Consider the following 18,515-nt stretch of genomic DNA (forward strand, 5'->3'; position numbering starts at 1 on the left):
GGGCGGGAGCCCCCCGGGCTGGCTGGGTCTCGCGGCCCTGACCGGCCTGTCCGCCCGCGCGCGGTTGCCGGGCCGCGGTTCAGCCGCCCGCTTGCCCCTCGCGCAAAGTCTCGACCATCAGGGCCACGTTCTCGGGGTCGGCATCGGGGGTGATCCCGTGGCCGAGGTTGAAGATGTGCGGCCCGCCCGCGAAAGCCTTGCGGATGCGGCGCACCTCGTCCACCAGCGCCTGTCCGCCCGTGACCATGTGGCCGGGCGCCATGTTGCCCTGCACGCAGCCGTCCTTCTGCACGTTGGCGGCGGCCCAGTCGGCGTCCACGGAATTGTCGAGTGCCACGCAATCCGCGCCGGTCGCCGCGTGGAAGCCGATGTAGTGGTCCCCCGCCTCGCGCGGGAAGGCGATGACGGGGATGCCGGGGTGGCGATCCTTGAGTGCTGCGATGATCTGGCGCGCGGGTTCGAGCGCGTAGTCGCGGAAATCGTCGTCCTTCAATGATCCGGCCCAGCTGTCGAAGATCTTCACGACCTCGGCGCCCGCGTCGATCTGCGCCGACAGGTATTCGATCGTGGCGTTGGTCAGCCGCCCGATCAGAGCGTTGAAGAGCGCGCGGTTCTCGGCCTTCAGCGCATGGGCGGGGGCCTGGTCCGGCGTGCCTTGCCCCGCGATCATGTAGGTGGCGACGGTCCATGGCGCGCCCGCGAAGCCGATCAGCGTCGTCTCTTCGGGCAGCTCGCGGCGTAGGATGCGGATCGTCTCGTATACCGGGGCGAGATGGTCGTGGATGTCGGCGGCGTGCTTGAGCTTGCCGAAATCGCTGTCGGTGGTGGTGGTGGACAGGCGCGGGCCTTCGCCGGTGACGAACCACAGGTCGGCCCCCAGCGCGTCGGGGATCAGGAGGATGTCGGCGAACAGGATCGCGGCGTCGAAGCCGTAGCGGCGGATCGGTTGCAGTGTGACCTCGGCGGCGAGGTCCGGGTTGTAGCACAGCGACAGGAAATCCCCGGCCTGCGCGCGCGTTGCCTTGTATTCCGGCAGGTAGCGCCCGGCCTGCCGCATCATCCACACCGGCGGCACGTCGAGCGTTTCGCCGGCCAGTGCCCGCAGGAGTGTCTTCTGTTCCGCCATGTCATCCTCGCGCTTGATCTGGGGTTGTGGTCCGACACGGGCGCGGCAATGTCAACGCGTCGCGCGGTTTCATGTTGTCAATCCAAAATGACAGGGCTACGCCGGGGCCATGACGCTGACCCTGCCAAGCCCCGCCCAACCCCTCAAGATCGGCACACGCGGATCGCCCCTGGCGCTCGCGCAGGCGCACGAGACGCGCGACAGGCTGGCCGCCGCCTTCGACCTGCCGCCGGAGGCGTTCGAGGTGGTCGTGATCAAGACCACGGGCGACCGGGTTCTGGACCGCCCCCTGAAGGAGATCGGCGGCAAGGGCCTGTTCACCCGCGAGATCGAGGACGCGATGCTGGCGGGCGGGATCGACATCGCCGTGCATTCCATGAAGGACATGCCGACGCTGCAACCCGAGGGGCTGGTGCTGGATTGCTACCTGCCGCGGGAGGACGTGCGCGATGCCTTCGTGTCGCTGCACGCGGACGGGATCGCGGCCCTGCCCGAAGGCGCCGTGGTCGGCTCGTCGAGCCTGCGGCGGCGCGCGCAACTGGCGCATCGGCGGCCCGACCTGCAACTGGTGGAGTTCCGGGGCAACGTGCAGACCCGGATGAAGAAGCTGGCGGACGGCGTGGCGGTGGCGACGTTCCTCGCCATGGCGGGGCTGCGGCGGCTGGGCATGACCGAGGTCGCGCGCGGCGCGATCGACCCCGACGACATGCTGCCCGCGGTGGCGCAAGGCGCCATCGGGATCGAACGGCGCGCGGACGACCATCGCGCGGGCGACATGCTGGCGGCGATCCATGACCACGTGACCGGGCAGCGGCTGGCGGCGGAGCGTGCGTTCCTTGCACGGCTCGACGGGTCCTGTGAGACGCCCATCGCGGGGCTGGCGGAACTGGACGGCGGCACGCTGCACCTGCGCGGCGAGATCCTGCGCACCGATGGGTCCGAGGCGCTGGCCGACCGCGTGAGCGGACCGATCGAGGACGGCGCCGAGATGGGCCGCGCGCTGGCGGCGGGTTTGCTGGACCGCGCGGGGCCGGGGTTCTTCGACTGGAAGACCGGCTGAGCGGGGCCCAGCACTGCGCCGCGGCGGCCGCGGCCGGGACGGTGCGGCCCTGCGGCGACGGGGCATCGCAAAACCGTCACCATGCCGCGCTAGGTCTCGACGGACGGGATGACAGGACGGAGACGCGCCATGGCCGATGACATGCAGAACGACGACGACCGCGGGATGGATTGGCTGGAGGCGGAACTGGCCGACACGCTCGACGAGGATTACGAGCTGGAACTGTCGGAACCCGCGCTGTCCATGGAGATCCGGCGGATCTATGAAAAGGCGCACCCGCCGAGCCTGGAGCGGAAGGATTACTTCCGCAAGCTGCTGGCGTTGCAGGCCGAATTGATCAAGGTTCAGGACTGGCTGCAATACACGGGCGAGAAGATCGTCGTGATCTTCGAGGGGCGCGACAGCGCGGGCAAGGGCGGTGTCATCAAGCGCATCACCCAGCGGCTGAACCCGCGCGTGGCCCGTGTCGTGGCGCTGCCTGCGCCATCGGAGCGCGAGAAGTCCCAGTGGTATTTTCAGCGCTACGTGCCGCATCTGCCCGCGGGCGGCGAGATGGTGCTGTTCGACCGGTCCTGGTACAACCGGTCGGGCGTGGAGAAGGTCATGGGCTTCGCCACGGACGATCAGGTGGAACAGTTCTTCCACGACGTGCCGGAGTTCGAGCGGATGCTGGTGCGGTCGGGGATCCGGGTCATCAAGTACTGGTTCTCGATCACCGACGAGGAACAGCAGTTGCGGTTCCTGATGCGCATCCACGACCCGCTGAAGCAGTGGAAGCTGTCGCCCATGGACCTGCAGAGCCGGGTGCGCTGGGAGCAGTACACCAAGGCCAAGGAAGAGACCTTCGCGCGCACGAACATCCCCGAGGCGCCGTGGTACATCGTGGAAGGCAACGACAAGAAGCGGGCGCGGCTGAACTGCATCGACCACCTGCTGGGGCAGATCCCCTATGGGCCCGTGCCGCACGAGGAGGTCACGCTGCCCGAGCGCGTCTACAACAAGGAATACGAGCGCGCGGTGCTGCCGCCGGAGCTCTACGTGCCGCAGAAATACTGACGCGCGGCGCGCGCCGCCCGTCACTTGTCACGCGGACACGCCTGCGGCGTGAAGTCATGTCCCCACGCCCGCCCGTGCCGGGCGGCCGCGGGTCCCGCCGCGCGTGGCGAGGCGGGTCACACGGTGAGCAGGCCGCGCACCTCTGTCTCGTTCATGTCCGCGCGGGTGCCGGATTTGACGATCTGGCCCCGGTCCATCACGTGGAACGTGTCGCACAGGTCGCGGGCGAAGTCGAAATACTGCTCCACCAGCACGATGGCCATGTCACCCCGGTCACGCAGGTAGCGGATGGCGCGGCCGATATCCTGGATGATCGAGGGCTGGATGCCTTCGGTCGGTTCGTCCAGCACCAGAAGCCGCGGCTTCATCACCAGCGCGCGGCCGATGGCGAGCTGCTGCTGCTGGCCGCCGGACAGGTCGCCGCCCCGCCGCCCCATCATGTCGCGCAGGACCGGGAAGAGGGTGAACACCTCGTCCGGGATGCGCCGTTCGGCGCGGGGCAGGACGGCGAAGCCGGTTTCCAGGTTCTCGCGCACGGTCAGGAGCGGGAAGATCTCGCGCCCCTGCGGCACGGAGGCGACCCCCGCGCGGGCGCGGGCGTCGCCGCGCAGGCGCGCGAGGTCGGTGCCGTCCCAGGCGATCCGCCCGGCGGAGACCGGGTTGCGCCCGACCACGGCGCGCAGGAGCGTCGTCTTGCCCACGCCGTTGCGGCCCAGCACGGCGGTGACCTGCCCGATTTCGGCGGTCAGCGACACGTCGCGCAGGGCCTGCGCCGCCCCGTAATGCACATCCACATGTTCAACGCTGAGCATCGGCGACCCCATCCTCTGTCCGGAAATATCCCCGCCGGAGACGCCCGCCCGCGCAAGCGGCGCACGGTCCGACCGTGTGCGCGTCAGCGGCCAAGATAGACCTCGATCACCTGGGGGTTCGCCGAGACATGGTCGAGCGAGCCTTCGGCCAGCACGTGGCCCTGGTGCAGCACCGTGACCCGGCAGTTCAGGGCGCGGACGAAATCCATGTCATGCTCGACCACCACGACCGTGTGCTTGCCCGCGATGCCGCGCAGCAGTTCGGCGGTGCGCATGGTTTCGGCATCGGTCATGCCCGCGGCGGGTTCGTCCACCAGCAGCAGTTCCGGGTCCTGCGCGAGCAGCATGCCGATTTCCAGCCATTGCTTCTGACCGTGGCTGAGATCGCCCGCCATGGCATCGCGCGCGTCGGTGAGCTTCACGAGATCGAGCAGTTCGGTGATGCGGGCGGTATCCGCGTCGCTGCGGCGGTGGAAGAGCGTGGCCCAGACGGAGCGGTCGTCCTTCAGCGCGAGCGCGATGTTGTCCTCGACGCTCTGGGTTTCGAACACGGTGGGTTTCTGGAACTTGCGCCCGATGCCGAGCCGGGCGGTCCCGGCCTCGTCCAGCCGGGTCAGGTCGATATGCTGGTTCCACAGCACGTCGCCGGTGTCGGGGCGGGTCTTGCCGGTGATGATGTCCATCATCGTGGTCTTGCCGGCACCATTGGGGCCGATCACCGCGCGCAATTCGCCCTTTTCGACCGTGAGCGACAGGTTGTTGATCGCCTTGAACCCGTCGAAGCTGCGGTTCACGCCGTCGAGGGCCAGCTGGATGCTCATGCCTTGGCCTCTCGTGCCGTTGTCAGGTCGCGGGCGGCAGGGCGGCGGCGCAGGGTGTTTTCGATAACGCCCAGCACGCCCTGCGGCATGAAGATCGTGACGAAGATGAAGAGCGCACCCAGCACGAAGATCCATATCTCGGGGAACCAGCCTGTCAGGAGTGTCTGCGCGGCGCCGACGATGATCGCGCCCATGGCCGCACCCACGAGCGTGCCGCGCCCGCCGAGCGCCACCCAGATCACGATGCCGATGGAGTTGGCGGGGCTGAATTCGCCCGGGTTGATGATGCCGACCTGCGGCGTGTAGAGCGCGCCCGCGACGCCCGCCATCATGGCGGAGACGACGAAGACGAAGAGCTTGTAGTGCTCCACCCGGTAGCCGATGAAGCGCGTGCGGCTTTCGGCGTCGCGCACGGCGATCAGCACCTTGCCCAGCTTGGAGTTGGTGATGGCCTTGGCGATCAGCAGCCCGGCGGCAAGGGCGATCGCCGAGAGCACGAACAGACCCGCGCGCGTGGCGTCGGACTGGAGGTTGAAGCCGAGCACGTCCTTGAAGTCGGTCAGCCCGTTATTGCCGCCAAAGCCCATCTCGTTGCGGAAAAAGGCAAGCATGAGCGCATAGGTCATCGCCTGCGTGATGATCGACAGGTAGACGCCGGTGACCCGGCTGCGGAAGGCGAACCAGCCGAAGACGAAGGCGAGCGCGCCGGGGGCGAGCAGCACCATGATGCAGGCGAACCAGAACATGTCGAAGCCAAGCCAGTACCAAGGCAGGGCGTCGTAGTTCAGGAACACCATGAAATCGGGCAGGAGCGGGTTGCCATAGACGCCGCGGTCGCCGATCTCGCGCATCAGGTGCATGCCCATGGCGTAGCCGCCGAGCGCGAAGAAGGCCCCGTGGCCTAGCGACAGGATCCCGCAATAGCCCCAGACGAGGTCCAGCGCGACGGCGAGCAGCGCGTAGCACAGGTACTTCCCGAACAGCGACACCACATAGGAGGGCACGAACCGGTCGGTGAAGGCGAGATTGCCGAGCGGGATTGCCACGGTCAGCACGAAGAGCCCCGCGAGGAAGATGCCCATGCGGCGGTCGATGAGCGCGGTCATGGCGCGGTCCTTTGCAACAGGGGGCAGGCGGGGTCCGGGGTCCGGGTCATGTCACGCATCGACCGCGCGCCCCTTGACCGCGAAAAGCCCGCGGGGTCGTTTCTGGATGAAGAGGATGATCGCCACCAGCACGACGATCTTGGCCAGCACCGCGCCCGCGTAGGGTTCGAGGAACTTGTTGGCGATGCCGATGCTGAAGGCGCCCGCAAGCGTGCCCCAGAGGTTGCCCGCGCCGCCGAAGACCACGACCATGAAGCTGTCCACGATGTAGCTTTGCCCGAGATTGGGCGAAACGTTGTCGATCTGGCTGAGCGCCACGCCGGCGAGCCCGGCGATGCCCGCGCCCAGCCCGAATGTCATCGCATCGACCCATCCGGTGCGGATGCCCATGTTCGCGGCCATCGCCCGGTTCTGCGTGACCGCGCGCATCTGCAGCCCGATGGGCGTGCGCCGCATGACGATCAGCAGCACCGCGAAAACCGCGAGCGCGAAGACGAGGATCCAAAGCCGGTTGTAGGTGATCGTCATCTGGCCGATCTCGAAGGCGCCGGACATCCAGGACGGGTTGCCGACCTCGCGGTTGTTGGGGCCGAAGATCGACCGCACGGTCTGTTGCAGGATCAGGCTGACGCCCCAGGTGGCCAGCAGCGTTTCCAGCGGGCGGCCATAGAGGAACCGCACGCAGCCCCGTTCGATGGCCACGCCGACGGCCCCTGCCACAAGAAACGCGAGCGGCGCCGCGATCAGCAGCGACCAGTCGAACAGGCCCGGAAAGGACGTGCGGATGATGTTCTGCACGAAGAAGGTCGTGTAGGCGCCCAGCATGACCAACTCGCCATGGGCCATGTTGATGACGCCCATCACGCCGAAGGTGATGGCAAGCCCGATGGCCGCCAGCAGCAGCACCGATCCGAGCGACAGGCCGAACCAGACGTTCTGGGCCATGTTCCACATCTGCCGGGCGCGTTCGATCCGTTCGACCGCGGCGCCCGCGGCCTCGGCGATCTCGGTGTCGGGCGATTGCACCAGCGGCGTGAGCACGCCAAGGGCGACCCCGTCGCGGCGGGCGGCGATCACGTCGATGGCGGCACGGCGGTCCGGAACGGTTGCAGCGTCGTCCTGAAGGACGGCGCGGGCCACCGCCTCGGACAGGGCCTGGCGAACGGCTGCGTCCTGTTCGGCGTCCAGCGCTGCCGCGAGCGCGTCGGCCTGCGCCGGGTCGGGCGCGTCGAACGCCGCCTGCGCGGCCTCCAGCCTGCGGGCCGGGTCGGGGTGGCGCAGGGTGAGCGTGCCGACCGCCGCGGCCACCGCCCGGCGCAGGGAATTGTTGACGCGGATGGCCGACGACCCGCGCCGGGGAATTTCACCGTAGCTTTCGCCGGTCAGCGCGTCGAAGGCGTGGTCGTCGCCGCCCACGTCGCGCACGATCACCACGGCGGCGTTGGAATCGAGCGTGTGCAGGTCGCCCTCGGCCAGCGCCTCCAGCACGTCGATGGCGCGGTCGTCATTGGTTGCGGCGATGCGCCCGACGAGCGCTTCGACCTCGGCGAAACTCGCGTCGGGCAGGGCGCCCACCAGCGCCGCGAAATCGCCATCGACCGGGGTTTGCGCCGCGGCGGAGATCGGAAACAGGAGAAGAAGGGTGACGGCAAGCCACCGGCGCAGACGCGTCATGGTATGATCCGGACAAGGGGAACCCGCGTGACCGCGGGCAACGCGGTGCGGCCGCAGCGAGGGGCGGCCGCACCAGATAGGCGCAGGATCAGTTGGTCACGCCGCCGCAGCTTTCGGTGACGGTGTTCCAGTTCCCGCAATTGATCGGATCGGTCCAGTCGGCGATCAGGTTCGCGCTTTCGGGCAGGAAGTCGGACCATGCGTCGCCGGGCACCAGCCCGTCGGTTTCCCACACGACCGAAAACTGGCCGTCATCCTGGATCTCGCCCACCAGCACGGGCTTCGTGATGTGGTGGTTCGGCAGCATTTCCGACATGCCGCCGGTCAGGTTCGGCACCTGCACGCCGATGATGCTGTCGATCACCGCGTCGGCATCGGTCGTGCCTGCCTTTTCAACAGCTTGCACCCACATGTTGAAGCCGATGTAATGGGCTTCCATCGGGTCGTTGGTCACGCGATCCTCGTCGCCGATGAAATCGAGCCACGTGTTGATGAATGCGTCGTTTTCCGGCGTGTCCACCGACATGAAATAGTTCCATGCCGCGAGGTGGCCGACCAGCGGCGCGGTATCGAGCCCCGCGAGTTCCTCTTCGCCGACCGAGAAGGCGACGACGGGGATGTCCGTGGCGGCGATGCCCTGGTTGCCGAGTTCCTTGTAGAACGGCACGTTGGCGTCGCCGTTGATCGTGCTGACCACGGCGGTCTTCTTGCCCGCGGAGCCGAAGGTCTTGATGTCGGACACGATCGTCTGCCAGTCGGAATGGCTGAACGGCGTGTAGTTGATCATGATGTCCTCGGCCGCGACGCCCTTGTCCATCAGGTAGGCTTCGAGGATCTTGTTGGTGGTGCGCGGATAGACGTAATCGGTGCCCGCCAGCACCCAGCGTTCCACGCCTTCCTGTTCCATCAGGTAATCCACCGCCGGGATCGCCTGCTGGTTCGGCGCTGCACCGGTGTAGAACACGTTGCGCTGGCTTTCCTCGCCCTCGTACTGGACGGGGTAGAACAGGATGGAGTTCAACTCCTCGAACACCGGCAGCACCGACTTGCGGCTGACGCTGGTCCAGGCGCCGAAGACGACATCGACTTCCTCGCCCTCGATCAGCTCGCGGGCCTTTTCGGCAAAGAGCGGCCAGTCGGAGGCCGGGTCCACGACCACCGCCTCCAGCGGACGCCCCAGCACGCCGCCCTTCTTGTTCTGCTCTTCCACGAGCATGAGCATCACGTCTTTCAGCGTGGTCTCGGAAATCGCCATCGTGCCCGACAGCGAATGCAGCACGCCGACCTTGATCGGGTCGCCCGACTGCGCGAGCGCCGTCGACGCCATCAGCGTGGTTGCAAGCCCGGCCCCGGCAAGAAGTGTCCTGAATGAAGTCATGTGCGGTCCCCAAATGCGCTGCCGCCTTGCCCGGCGCGGGGCCGGTGGGGCGCTATCGGCGGCCCCGGGCGGTGTTCGACGTTTCCTGTGCCGCGCATCGCGATGCGGCGCGGCGGTGTGTGCGGCCGGTTCAGCAACCGGCCATGGGAAACCTGCGCCGCGATACCGGCACGCGGAACCGCGATGGCACAAAAAGCGGGCGTGTGGCGGGGGTCGCGCGGGGGCGGTCTGTTTGATAGGCGCAAAAACGCGGCATTCGATGAAATGATGTGCGCGGAATGGATCGGCCCGGCGCGATCGGCCGTCGGGGCAGAGTCGTCCGGCACGCGCCTTGCCCATGAAAAGGCCCGCCCCCGTGCAGGGGGCGGGCCGGGTCCGCGCGATCACGTGACCGGTCGGCCGGTCAGTGCGGTTCGGCCTTCAGGCCCTTGTAGATCGTGAAGCACATGATCAGCAGCACGATCGTGAAGGGCAGCCCGGTCGACAGCACCATCGCCTGAAGCGATGTCAGGCCGCCACCGATCAGGAGCGCGATTGCGACGGCCCCTTCGAAGATGCACCAGAACACCCGCTGGGGCACCGGCGCATCGACCTTGCCGCCCGCGGTGATCGTGTCGATCACCAGCGACCCGCTGTCCGACGAGGTCACGAAGAACACGATCACCAGGATGATCCCGAGGGTCGAGGTGATGCCCGCCAGCGGCAGCCCGTCGAGCATCGCGAACAGCGCGATGGAGTCGTTGTACTCGGTGATCACGTTGGCCATGACCGCCGACTCGGCCGGGTTGCCGACCATGTCGTTGATCGCAGCGCCGCCGAACACGGACATCCAGAAGATGCACACGAGGCTCGGGATCACCAGCACGCAGGTGACGAATTCGCGCACCGTGCGGCCGCGGCTCACGCGGGCAATGAACATGCCGACGAAGGGCGACCAGCTGATCCACCAGGCCCAGTAGAACGAGGTCCAGCCTTGGCGGAACCCGTCATCCTCGCGCCCGAACGGGTTCGACAGCGGCACGACCTCGCGCACATAGGCGCCGATACCCTTGCCGAACTCGAGCATGATCGCCGCGGCGCCCGCGGTGAACAGCACGAACAGCAGAAGCAGCATGGCGAGGCCCATGTTGATTTCAGACAGGACCTTCACCCCGCCGTCGAGCCCGCGCAGCACCGATACCAGCGCCACGGCGGTGATCCCCGTGATCAGCAGGACCTGCACCGACACGTTGTTGGGCACGCCGTAGACGAATTCGAGACCGGCGTTGGCCTGCGATGCACCGAGGCCGAGCGACGTGGCCAGCCCGAACAGCGTGGCGAAGACCGCGACGATGTCGATCATGTGGCCCCACCAGCCCCAGACGCGTTCGCCGAGGATCGGGTAGAAGGCCGAGCGGATCGACAGCGGCAGGCCCTTGTTGTAGCTGAACAGTGCCAGTGCGAGGGCCACCACGGCATAGATCGCCCAGGGGTGCAGCGCCCAGTGGAAGGACGTGGCCGCAAGGGCCATCCGGCGGGCTTCGGCGACATTCGCGGCGATCAGGTTGCCGTCCTCGTCGAAGGGCCGCACGGTGCCCAGCGGCTCGTCGCCCCAGGGCGTGCCGAAGTAGTAGGCCGGTTCCAGAACGCCGAAGAACATCAGCCCGATGCCCATGCCGGCGGCGAAAAGCATCGCGAACCAGCCGAGGTAGCTGTAGTCGGGCGTCGCTTCCTGCCCGCCGAGCCGCACCTTGCCCACGGGCAGCACGATCAGCGCAAGGCAGAAGATCACGAAGATGTTCGCCGCGCTGAGGAAGAACCAGTCGAACGTGTTGGTGATCCATGGGCGCAGCTCGCCGAAGATCGCCGCGGCCTGTTCGGGCAGGGCCAGCGCGTAGAACACGAAGACCACCACCGACAGGCCGGAAATGGCGAAGACCGGGTTGTGAATGTCGAAACCGAAGGGCCCGAGAGACCCTTCGATATTGTCCTGACCGATATCGTAATCGGTCTCGATGATGGCGCTTTCCCCTTCCGGTGCGGGGACGCCCGTGTCGTCAGATACGTCAGTCATGAACGCTCCTGTTGTCTGTTTCTTCCTTGGCGCGACCTTGGATCAGCGTACCACGAAGACCGATGCGTCGGACCGGCGCGCCAGCGATCCGCCGTGCGACGGCCAGAGATGATCGGCCAGGTTGGGGATATGCGACGCCACGACGATGCAGTCCGCGCCGATGTCCTTGGCCGCGTGCAGCAGCGTGTCGTCGAGATCGATCGACGGATCGTGGCTGGTGACCGCATGGGCCTCGGCCGTAATGCCGTGGGCGTCGGCCTGCGCCTTGGCGAAGTCGCCCAGCTTCTCGGCGAACTCTGCGGGTGAATGTGCCAGCGCGGACGGGGCCGCGCTGCCGACGGCGACATAGGTCACCGAGGCGCCGTCCTGCCGTGCCAGCATGGCGGCGGTTCCCAGCGCCTTCTCGATCTTGCCGACATGGGCGAGATCGACCGGAACCATGATTTTTTCGAACATTTTTCCTCTCAAGTCGCGTGTCGTTTTTCAGCCGGGACCGGGCGGCGGATGTCGCTTTCCGACCCTCGCTGGCCGTGACCCTATCGCCGCGCGTGCGAAATTGACAGGGTTTCAAGCCATTTTTCTAGGCAGCTTGGGCGACTCGCGACGAAAGGCACGTCCAGAAACGACATGCGCCGGGGTGATGGCGGCGCGATGGCGGGTTCTTCGCAGCGGTCGGATCCCGGAAGGGCGGCTGCCGTGCGTGCGGCTTCGGCCAGCCGGGACTTGACCCCGCCCGCGGCCTTGACTAGCAGACGGGATCAGTGCGGGTATGGTGTAATGGTAGCGCCCTAGCCTTCCAAGCTAGTCGTGCGGGTTCGATTCCCGCTACCCGCTCCAATCGTTCCAGTCCGATCCTTGTGACGCGCCTTCCGTGTCCGGCGGCCCGGCGCGCCCCGATCCCGCGGGGGCATGTCCCGGCGGCGCAGGGTCCGGGCAGGGCGCGACGCCGCCGCCGGTGCGCAGGCGCGCCGGGCTTGACCCGGCGCCCCCGTCCGGTTCAGCGCCCGGTTCCGCACCGCGTGCCGCATGCGCCGCCATGTCCCGCCCCGCGCGCTTGTTGCGCGGTGTCCGACGGGCTACACCCAAGCCACTGACAGGAACGAGGACCCCACGACCCCCATGGCGCGCAAACCCCAGACCAATTCCGAGGACCGCGCATCGTCGCGCAAGATCGGCGCATTGCGGGGTCTTGCCCCTTTCGTCCTGAAATACCGGGGCCTGCTTGGCCTGTCGGTCGTGGCGCTGGTATTCACGGCGGGTGTGTCGCTGATGCTGCCGCTGGCCGTGCGCCGCGTGGTGGACGGGTTCCAGACCGGCACCACGCAATTGCTGGACCAGTATTTCCTCGCGGCCATGGTGATCGCGGGGCTGCTCGCGCTTGGCACCGGCACGCGCTACTATCTTGTCACACGGCTGGGGGAGCGGGTGGTGGCGGACATCCGCAAGGCGGTGTTCGACAACGTCATCGGCATGTCGCCCGCCTATTACGAACGCATCATGACGGGCGAGGTGCTGTCGCGAATCACCACGGACACGACGCTGATCCAGTCGGTGATCGGGTCGTCCGTGTCGTGGTTCCTGCGCAACGTGCTGCTGTTTCTCGGCGGGCTGGCGATGATGCTGGCGACCTCGGCCAAGCTGACCGGGCTTGTGCTCCTGATCGTCCCCGCCGTGATCGTGCCGATCATCGCGCTGGGGCGGCGGGTGCGGAACCTGTCGCGCGAAAACCAGGACTGGATCGCGCAATCCTCGGGCAAGGCGTCGGAAACGCTGCTGGCGGTGCAGGCGGTGCAGGCCTTCGGGCACGAGGACCTGTCGCGCCGGCAATTCGGCGACGTGACCGAGAACGCGTTCGAGTCCGCGAAGTCGCGCATCGCCATGCGCGCGGCGCTGACGGTTATCGTGATCTTTCTGGTCTTCGCGGGGATCGTGGGCGTGCTGTGGATCGGGGCGCGCGACGTGCGGGCGGACGCCATGACCATCGGCGCGCTGGTGCAGTTCGTGATCTATGCCGCGATCATGGCCGCCTCGACCGCCGCGCTGTCCGAGATCTGGGGCGAGTTGCAGCGCGCAGCGGGCGCGACCGAGCGGCTGGTGGACCTGCTGACCGCCACGGACTCGGTTCAGGATCCGGCCGACCCGGTGCCCGCACCCGCGCCCGCACGCGGCGAGATCACGTTCGACGGCGTGCGCTTCAACTATCCCACCCGGCCCGACCAGGCGGCGCTCGACGGTGTGGACCTGACCATCGCACCGGGCGAGACCGTGGCGCTGGTGGGGCCGTCCGGGGCGGGCAAGACGACGATCCTGCAACTGCTGCTGCGGTTCCACGACCCGTCCGCGGGGCGGGTGCTGCTCGATGGCGTGGACCTGCGCGCCATGACCCGCGCCGATTTCCGCCGCAACATCGCGCTGGTGCCGCAGGACGCGGTGATCTTCGCCGACAGCGCCACGGAGAACATCCGCTTTGGCCGGCCCGATGCCACCGATGCCGAGGTCGAGGCCGCCGCCCGCGCCGCCGCCGCGCATGACTTCATCATGGACCTTCCCGAAGGCTACGCGAGCCAGTTGGGCGAGCGCGGCGTCATGCTGTCGGGCGGGCAGAAACAGCGCATCGCCATCGCCCGCGCCATTCTGCGCGACGCGCCCGTGCTGCTGCTGGACGAGGCGACATCCGCGCTCGATGCCGAAAGCGAACGGGCGGTGCAGGCGGCGGTGGACCGGCTGGCGCGCGACCGCACGACGCTGATCGTGGCGCACAGGCTGGCGACGGTGAAAAAGGCGGACCGCATCCTTGTCTTCGACCGGGGCCGCGTGGTGGCCAGCGGCACCCATGACGGGCTGGTGGCCGAGGGCGGGTTGTACGCGCGGCTGGCGGAATTGCAGTTCACCGGCGCGAAGCTCGCGGCGGAATGAACCGCGCGCCGTCGGCGCCGCATTGACGCGGAGTTGACCGCCGCGGCCCCGCAGCCGCCCGCCGCAACGCTGCGTCAGACTTGTGCGGCTGGCGCGGTCCCGCCACATTCCCGCAAACGAACTCGGGATGGGGAGGACGACCGTGGGGACCGAATTCAGAAACGCCGACGACCTGCATGCGATCACCGCGGCCGGACCCTATGCCGGGCGGGATCTGCCCCGCACGGTCCACACGGCGTTGACACGGACGCGCGACGCGCATGGCGCGCGCCCGGCGGTGTCGTTCCAGCTCTTCTCGGACCCGAAGGCCCCGGCGGAGACGCTGACATGGGCGCAGTTGCACGGGCAGGTGACGCAGGCGGCGAACCTGTTCCGCAGCCTCGGGGTCGGGGAAGACGATGTCGTCGCTTACCTGCTGCCCAACTGCAACGCGACCGTGGTGACTTTGCTCGGGGGCATGACCGCGGGCATCGTGAACCCGATCAACCCGCTTCTGGACGTGGAACAGATCGCCGGTATCCTGAACGAGACGCAGGCGAAGGTTCTCGTCACGCTGCGCGCGTTTCCCAAGACCGACGTGGCGCAGAAGGCGGCGGAGGCCGCGGCCTTCGCGCCGTCGGTCAAGCACATCCTCGAAATCGATCTGCTCCAGTATCTCACGCCGCCGAAATCCTGGATCGTGCCGCTCGTCCGCCCGAAGAACCCGGCCCGCCACCATGCCCGCGTCGCGGATTTCCGGGCGGAACTGGCGCGCCAGCCCGCCGACCGGCTGACCTTCGACGAAGGCACCGATGACCGAGTCGCCGCCTATTTCCACACGGGCGGCACCACCGGCACGCCCAAGGTGGCGCAGCACCGTTTCTCGGGGATGATCTACAACGGCTGGCTGGGGCACACGCTGATCTTCGACGAAACCGAGGTTCTGATCTGCCCGCTGCCGCTGTTCCATGTCTTCGCCTGCTACCCGATCCTGATGTCGGCGGTGCAGGCGGGCTGCCATGTCGTCTTCCCCACGCCCGCGGGGTATCGCGGCGACGGGGTGTTCGATAATTTCTGGAAGCTGATCGAACGCTGGGGGGTGACGTTCCTGATCACCGTGCCCACGGCGCTGTCCGCGCTGATGCAGCGGCCCGTGAATGCGGATGTCTCAAGCCTGAAGACCGCGATCTCGGGCTCGGCCCCGCTGCCGCTGGAACTGTACCGCCGGTTCGAGGAAAAGACCGGCGTGCAGATCGCCGAAGGCTACGGGCTGACGGAGGCGACCTGCCTCGTGTCCTGCAACCCGATGGCGGGGCTGAAGAAGGTCGGGTCGGTCGGCCTGCCGCTGCCCTATTCGGACGTGCGGATCCTGCATTGCGACAAGGATGGCAATATCGACCGGGAATGCGGCGTGGACGAGGTGGGCGAGATCTGCGTGGCCAATCCCGGCGTCATCGAGGGCGGCACCTACACCGAGGCGGGCAAGAATCTCGGGCTCTATGCCGACCGGACCTACCTGCGCACCGGCGATCTCGGGCGGCTCGACAGCGACGGGTACCTGTGGATCACGGGCCGCAAGAAGGATCTCATCATCCGCGGCGGGCACAATATCGACCCCGCCGAGATCGAGGAGGCGCTGATGGGCCATCCGGCCGTGGCCTATGTCGGTGCGATCGGCCAGCCCGATGCCGTGGCGGGCGAACTGCCCTGCGCCTATGTGGAACTGGTCGCGGGCGAAAGCGCGACGCCCGACGAGCTGCTGGAATTCAGCCGCGACCGCATCCACGAACGCGCCGCGATCCCCAAGCATATCGAGGTGCTGGACGAACTGCCCAAGACCGCCGTGGGCAAGGTGTTCAAGCCGGACCTGCGCCGCCGCGCCATCGCGCGTGTCTATGACGCGGCGCTGGCCGGGGCGGGGATCAACGCGCATGTGGCCGCGGTGATCGAGGACCGCAAGACCGGGCTGACCGCGCTGATTGCCCGCGATGGCGAGGTCGACGCCGAAACCGTGGCGCATCTGCTGGACGGCTTTACCCGTCCCTGGCGATGGGCCGAGGACTGAGTCGAAGCCGTCGGCCGGGCCGGGGGCGGCGGCGGGCCTTGTGTAGCGCCGGGCAGACCCGCAAGACCGGCTCGCTGTGCGGGTGTTCCTTGCGGACAGGGCGGTGATCATGCGGGGCCTGGTGGGGATTTCTACCGCCGTGTGAACGACCGGCTGCTGTCCAGCTTCAGCGAGGCCGAGGAGGCGCAGCTTTTCGACATGCTGGCGCGGGTCGCTGCCAATGCCCGCGCCGATCCGAAACGGCCATCGGACGATCAATACCCGCGCGACCGATCCACCAGCCCTGCGGGAACGCGCCCTGCTTCCATCTCGGCGACGCTCGCCGCGATGCGCGGGGCGGCGGTTTCGGGCCGGGTGGTGGAGGCGACATGGGGGGTCACCGTCACACGCGGGTGCGACCAGAACGGGTGATCCGCGGGCAGAGGTTCGACGCGGAACACATCCAGCGTCGCATGGCCGATCTGCCCGGTGTCGAGTGCGGCCAGAAGTGCCGCGTCGTCGATCAGCGCGCCGCGCCCGGGGTTCAGCAGCACGGCGCCCGGGGCCGGCAGCGCAAGCCGCGCGGCGTCCATGAGGTTTTCGGTGTCGGGCGTGAGCGGCAGAAGCAGCACCACGATCTCGGCGCCCGCCAGGGCCGCCCCCAGCCCGTCATCGCCGTGATGGCAGGCGACGCCCGCCACATCGCGCGGGCGGCGCGACCAGCCCCGAACAGGGAAATTCAGCGCCGCGAGCGCCTGCGCGCAGGCCGCCCCCAGTTCGCCCAGCCCCAGCACCGCCACGGGCCGCGCGCGCGCCAGCGGCGGGCAGTCCTGATCCCACGCGCCGGGCGCGGCCAGGATGTGCCGGTCCATGCCAAGGTGATGGCGCAGCGCATGGCCCGCGACCCATTCCACCATCCCTTCGGTCAGGCCCACAGGGTCCACCATCCGCACCAGCGGTTGGGTCAGCGTGGCGTTGCCGGTGATGGTTTCCACCCCGGCCCAAAGGCTCAGAACCCCGCGCGCCCGCGTGAAGGGCGTGAAGTCCCGCAGCCGGCCCGAGGGCGCGTAGACGATGTAATCCACTGCTCCCGGCGCGTCCGTCTCCGTCACCACCCGCGCGTCGATCCCGGCGGTCGCCAGCGCGGCGGGCAGGCGCTCGGCATAGTCCGGCCAGTCCTTCGGTGCGGCGGAAAACAGGATCGTCAGCATGGGGGGCCTTTCACGGTCGCGGCCCCTCAGGACCGGGGCTTGTGGACATGGGCGCTCTGCACCAGCCCGAAGGCCGCCATCAGAACCAGCATCGCGGAGCCGCCATAGGACACCAGCGGCAAGGGCACGCCCACCACGGGCGCCAGCCCCATCACCATCGCCATGTTCACCGCGAAGAACAGGAAGAACGTGCCCGCGACCCCGAGGATCAGCAACTGGCTGAAGCGGTCCTTCAGCGTCAGCGCCGCGGCGATGCAGAAGAAGATCACCAGCAGATAGAGCGCCAGCAGCGACATGCCCCCGACGAAGCCGAATTCCTCGGCCAGCGTGGTGAAGATGAAATCGGTGTGCTTCTCGGGCAGGAAGTTCAGCCGCGATTGCGTGCCCTGCATGAAGCCGCGTCCGGTGAAGCCGCCGGACCCCAGCGCGATCTTGCTTTGCGTGATGTGATAGCCCGCGCCCAACGGGTCCGACGCCGGGTCGAGAAACGTGTCGATCCGGCGGTACTGGTAGTCCTTCAACAACTGCCACTCTGTCCCGCGCGACCGCAGGACAGCGCTGACCAGCCCCGCGCCCATGGCGGTCACGGTGGCGAAATAGGCCCAGTGCACACCGGCAAGGAACACGACGAATCCGCCGCCCGCCAGCAGCAGGATCGCGGTGCCCAGGTCGGGCTGCTTCAGTACCAGCGCCACGGGCACAAGGATCATGATGACGGGAATCGTAACCCAGACCGGGCGCGAGGTCTTGCCCAGATCCAGCCAGTCGTAATACGCCGCCAGCATCATCACGAGCGTGATCTTCATCAACTCGGACGGTTGCAGCCGCATGAAGCCGAGGTCGATCCAGCGCTGCGCCCCCATGCCGACGACGCCGAACAGTTCCACCCAGACGAGCAGGATCAGCGACACGACATAGCCGAGCGCGGACAGGTTGCGCCAGATGCGGATGGGGATCATCGCCACGGTGAACATCACCGCCAGCCCCAGCACGAACCGTTTCGCCTGCGGTTCCACCCAGGGCCGGAACGACCCGCCTGCGACCGAATAGAGCATCATGAAGCCGACGCAGGCGATGGCGGTCAGCAGCAGGATCAGCGGCCAGTTGAGATACAGCACCTTGCGCGGGCCGCGCGGAACCGTCTTGACGGCATATTCGAGATAACTCATGCGTCGGCCGCCGTGGGATGGACAGCGGGAGGCCGCGGCGCGGGTGCCGCGGCACGATGGCACCCGGCAAGGCCGCCCGCGCCGGTCGCGGCGGCGGTCGGGACCGGGGG

At 68.0% G+C, this 18,515-nt stretch carries 14 protein-coding genes and 1 tRNA gene; 5 read left to right on the forward strand and 10 right to left on the reverse strand.

Going from position 1 to position 18,515, the window contains the following annotated elements; genetic code table 11:
• Window positions 1-79 precede the first annotated feature (79 nt).
• Window positions 80-1,126: a uroporphyrinogen decarboxylase gene (hemE, locus tag DDE13_RS14035; protein WP_111404925.1), complete on the reverse strand. Its 1,047-nt coding sequence runs from the start codon at window positions 1,124-1,126 to the stop codon at window positions 80-82.
• A 109-nt stretch (window positions 1,127-1,235) separates the two neighbouring features.
• On the opposite strand from hemE, the gene hemC reads away from it, so the two are divergent.
• On the forward strand, window positions 1,236-2,186 hold the full coding sequence (gene hemC, locus DDE13_RS14040) for a hydroxymethylbilane synthase (RefSeq protein ID WP_111404926.1): 951 nt from the start codon (window positions 1,236-1,238) through the stop codon (window positions 2,184-2,186).
• Between the two features lie 129 nt (window positions 2,187-2,315).
• Window positions 2,316-3,242, forward strand: coding sequence for a polyphosphate kinase 2 (gene ppk2, locus DDE13_RS14045; protein ID WP_394340303.1), 927 nt, complete (start codon window positions 2,316-2,318; stop codon window positions 3,240-3,242).
• A gap of 116 nt (window positions 3,243-3,358) precedes the next feature.
• Here ppk2 and urtE read toward each other — a convergent pair whose 3' ends face one another.
• The 7 genes from urtE to DDE13_RS14080 all read right to left on the reverse strand — a co-directional run bounded on the left by urtE (window position 3,359) and on the right by DDE13_RS14080 (window position 11,542).
• Window positions 3,359-4,054: an urea ABC transporter ATP-binding subunit UrtE gene (gene urtE, locus DDE13_RS14050; RefSeq protein ID WP_111404939.1), complete on the reverse strand. Its 696-nt coding sequence runs from the start codon at window positions 4,052-4,054 to the stop codon at window positions 3,359-3,361.
• Between the two features lie 83 nt (window positions 4,055-4,137).
• Window positions 4,138-4,875: an urea ABC transporter ATP-binding protein UrtD gene (urtD, locus tag DDE13_RS14055; protein WP_111404927.1), complete on the reverse strand. Its 738-nt coding sequence runs from the start codon at window positions 4,873-4,875 to the stop codon at window positions 4,138-4,140.
• Window positions 4,872-5,981, reverse strand: coding sequence for an urea ABC transporter permease subunit UrtC (gene urtC, locus DDE13_RS14060; protein ID WP_111404928.1), 1,110 nt, complete (start codon window positions 5,979-5,981; stop codon window positions 4,872-4,874). Before urtC ends, urtD begins: the two co-directional genes overlap by 4 nt.
• Window positions 5,982-6,032: 51 nt before the next feature.
• Window positions 6,033-7,655 (reverse strand): urea ABC transporter permease subunit UrtB, encoded by a 1,623-nt coding sequence (gene urtB / locus DDE13_RS14065; RefSeq protein WP_111404929.1) that lies wholly within the window; start codon window positions 7,653-7,655, stop codon window positions 6,033-6,035.
• Between the two features lie 88 nt (window positions 7,656-7,743).
• Window positions 7,744-9,033 (reverse strand): urea ABC transporter substrate-binding protein, encoded by a 1,290-nt coding sequence (gene urtA, locus DDE13_RS14070; protein WP_111404930.1) that lies wholly within the window; start codon window positions 9,031-9,033, stop codon window positions 7,744-7,746.
• 403 nt (window positions 9,034-9,436) lie between these two features.
• Window positions 9,437-11,086, reverse strand: a complete 1,650-nt coding sequence (locus tag DDE13_RS14075; RefSeq protein ID WP_111404931.1) for a BCCT family transporter — start codon at window positions 11,084-11,086, stop codon at window positions 9,437-9,439.
• 42 nt (window positions 11,087-11,128) lie between these two features.
• Window positions 11,129-11,542 carry a universal stress protein gene (locus DDE13_RS14080; RefSeq protein ID WP_111404932.1) on the reverse strand — a complete coding sequence of 138 codons (414 nt, stop codon included), beginning with the start codon at window positions 11,540-11,542 and terminating at the stop codon, window positions 11,129-11,131.
• Between the two features lie 307 nt (window positions 11,543-11,849).
• Between DDE13_RS14080 and DDE13_RS14085 the strand changes: the two genes are divergently transcribed.
• The 3 genes from DDE13_RS14085 (at window position 11,850) to DDE13_RS14100 (ending at window position 16,046) form a co-directional block, all read left to right on the forward strand.
• Window positions 11,850-11,923, forward strand: a tRNA-Gly gene (locus DDE13_RS14085).
• Window positions 11,924-12,205: 282 nt separating this feature from the next.
• Window positions 12,206-14,002 (forward strand): ABC transporter transmembrane domain-containing protein, encoded by a 1,797-nt coding sequence (locus DDE13_RS14095; RefSeq protein WP_111404934.1) that lies wholly within the window; start codon window positions 12,206-12,208, stop codon window positions 14,000-14,002.
• A gap of 127 nt (window positions 14,003-14,129) precedes the next feature.
• On the forward strand, window positions 14,130-16,046 hold the full coding sequence (locus DDE13_RS14100; protein ID WP_111404935.1) for an acyl-CoA synthetase: 1,917 nt from the start codon (window positions 14,130-14,132) through the stop codon (window positions 16,044-16,046).
• A 254-nt stretch (window positions 16,047-16,300) separates the two neighbouring features.
• Here DDE13_RS14100 and DDE13_RS14105 read toward each other — a convergent pair whose 3' ends face one another.
• The gene (locus DDE13_RS14105; RefSeq protein WP_111404936.1) at window positions 16,301-17,236 is read right to left on the reverse strand and encodes an NAD(P)-dependent oxidoreductase; all 936 of its coding nucleotides are present in this window, start codon (window positions 17,234-17,236) and stop codon (window positions 16,301-16,303) included.
• 26 nt (window positions 17,237-17,262) lie between these two features.
• Window positions 17,263-18,405, reverse strand: a complete 1,143-nt coding sequence (rodA, locus tag DDE13_RS14110) for a rod shape-determining protein RodA (protein WP_111404937.1) — start codon at window positions 18,403-18,405, stop codon at window positions 17,263-17,265.
• Window positions 18,406-18,515 lie beyond the last annotated feature (110 nt).

Origin of the sequence: Meridianimarinicoccus zhengii (assembly GCF_003254465.1) — a bacterium.
GTDB lineage: Bacteria > Pseudomonadota > Alphaproteobacteria > Rhodobacterales > Rhodobacteraceae > Meridianimarinicoccus > Meridianimarinicoccus zhengii.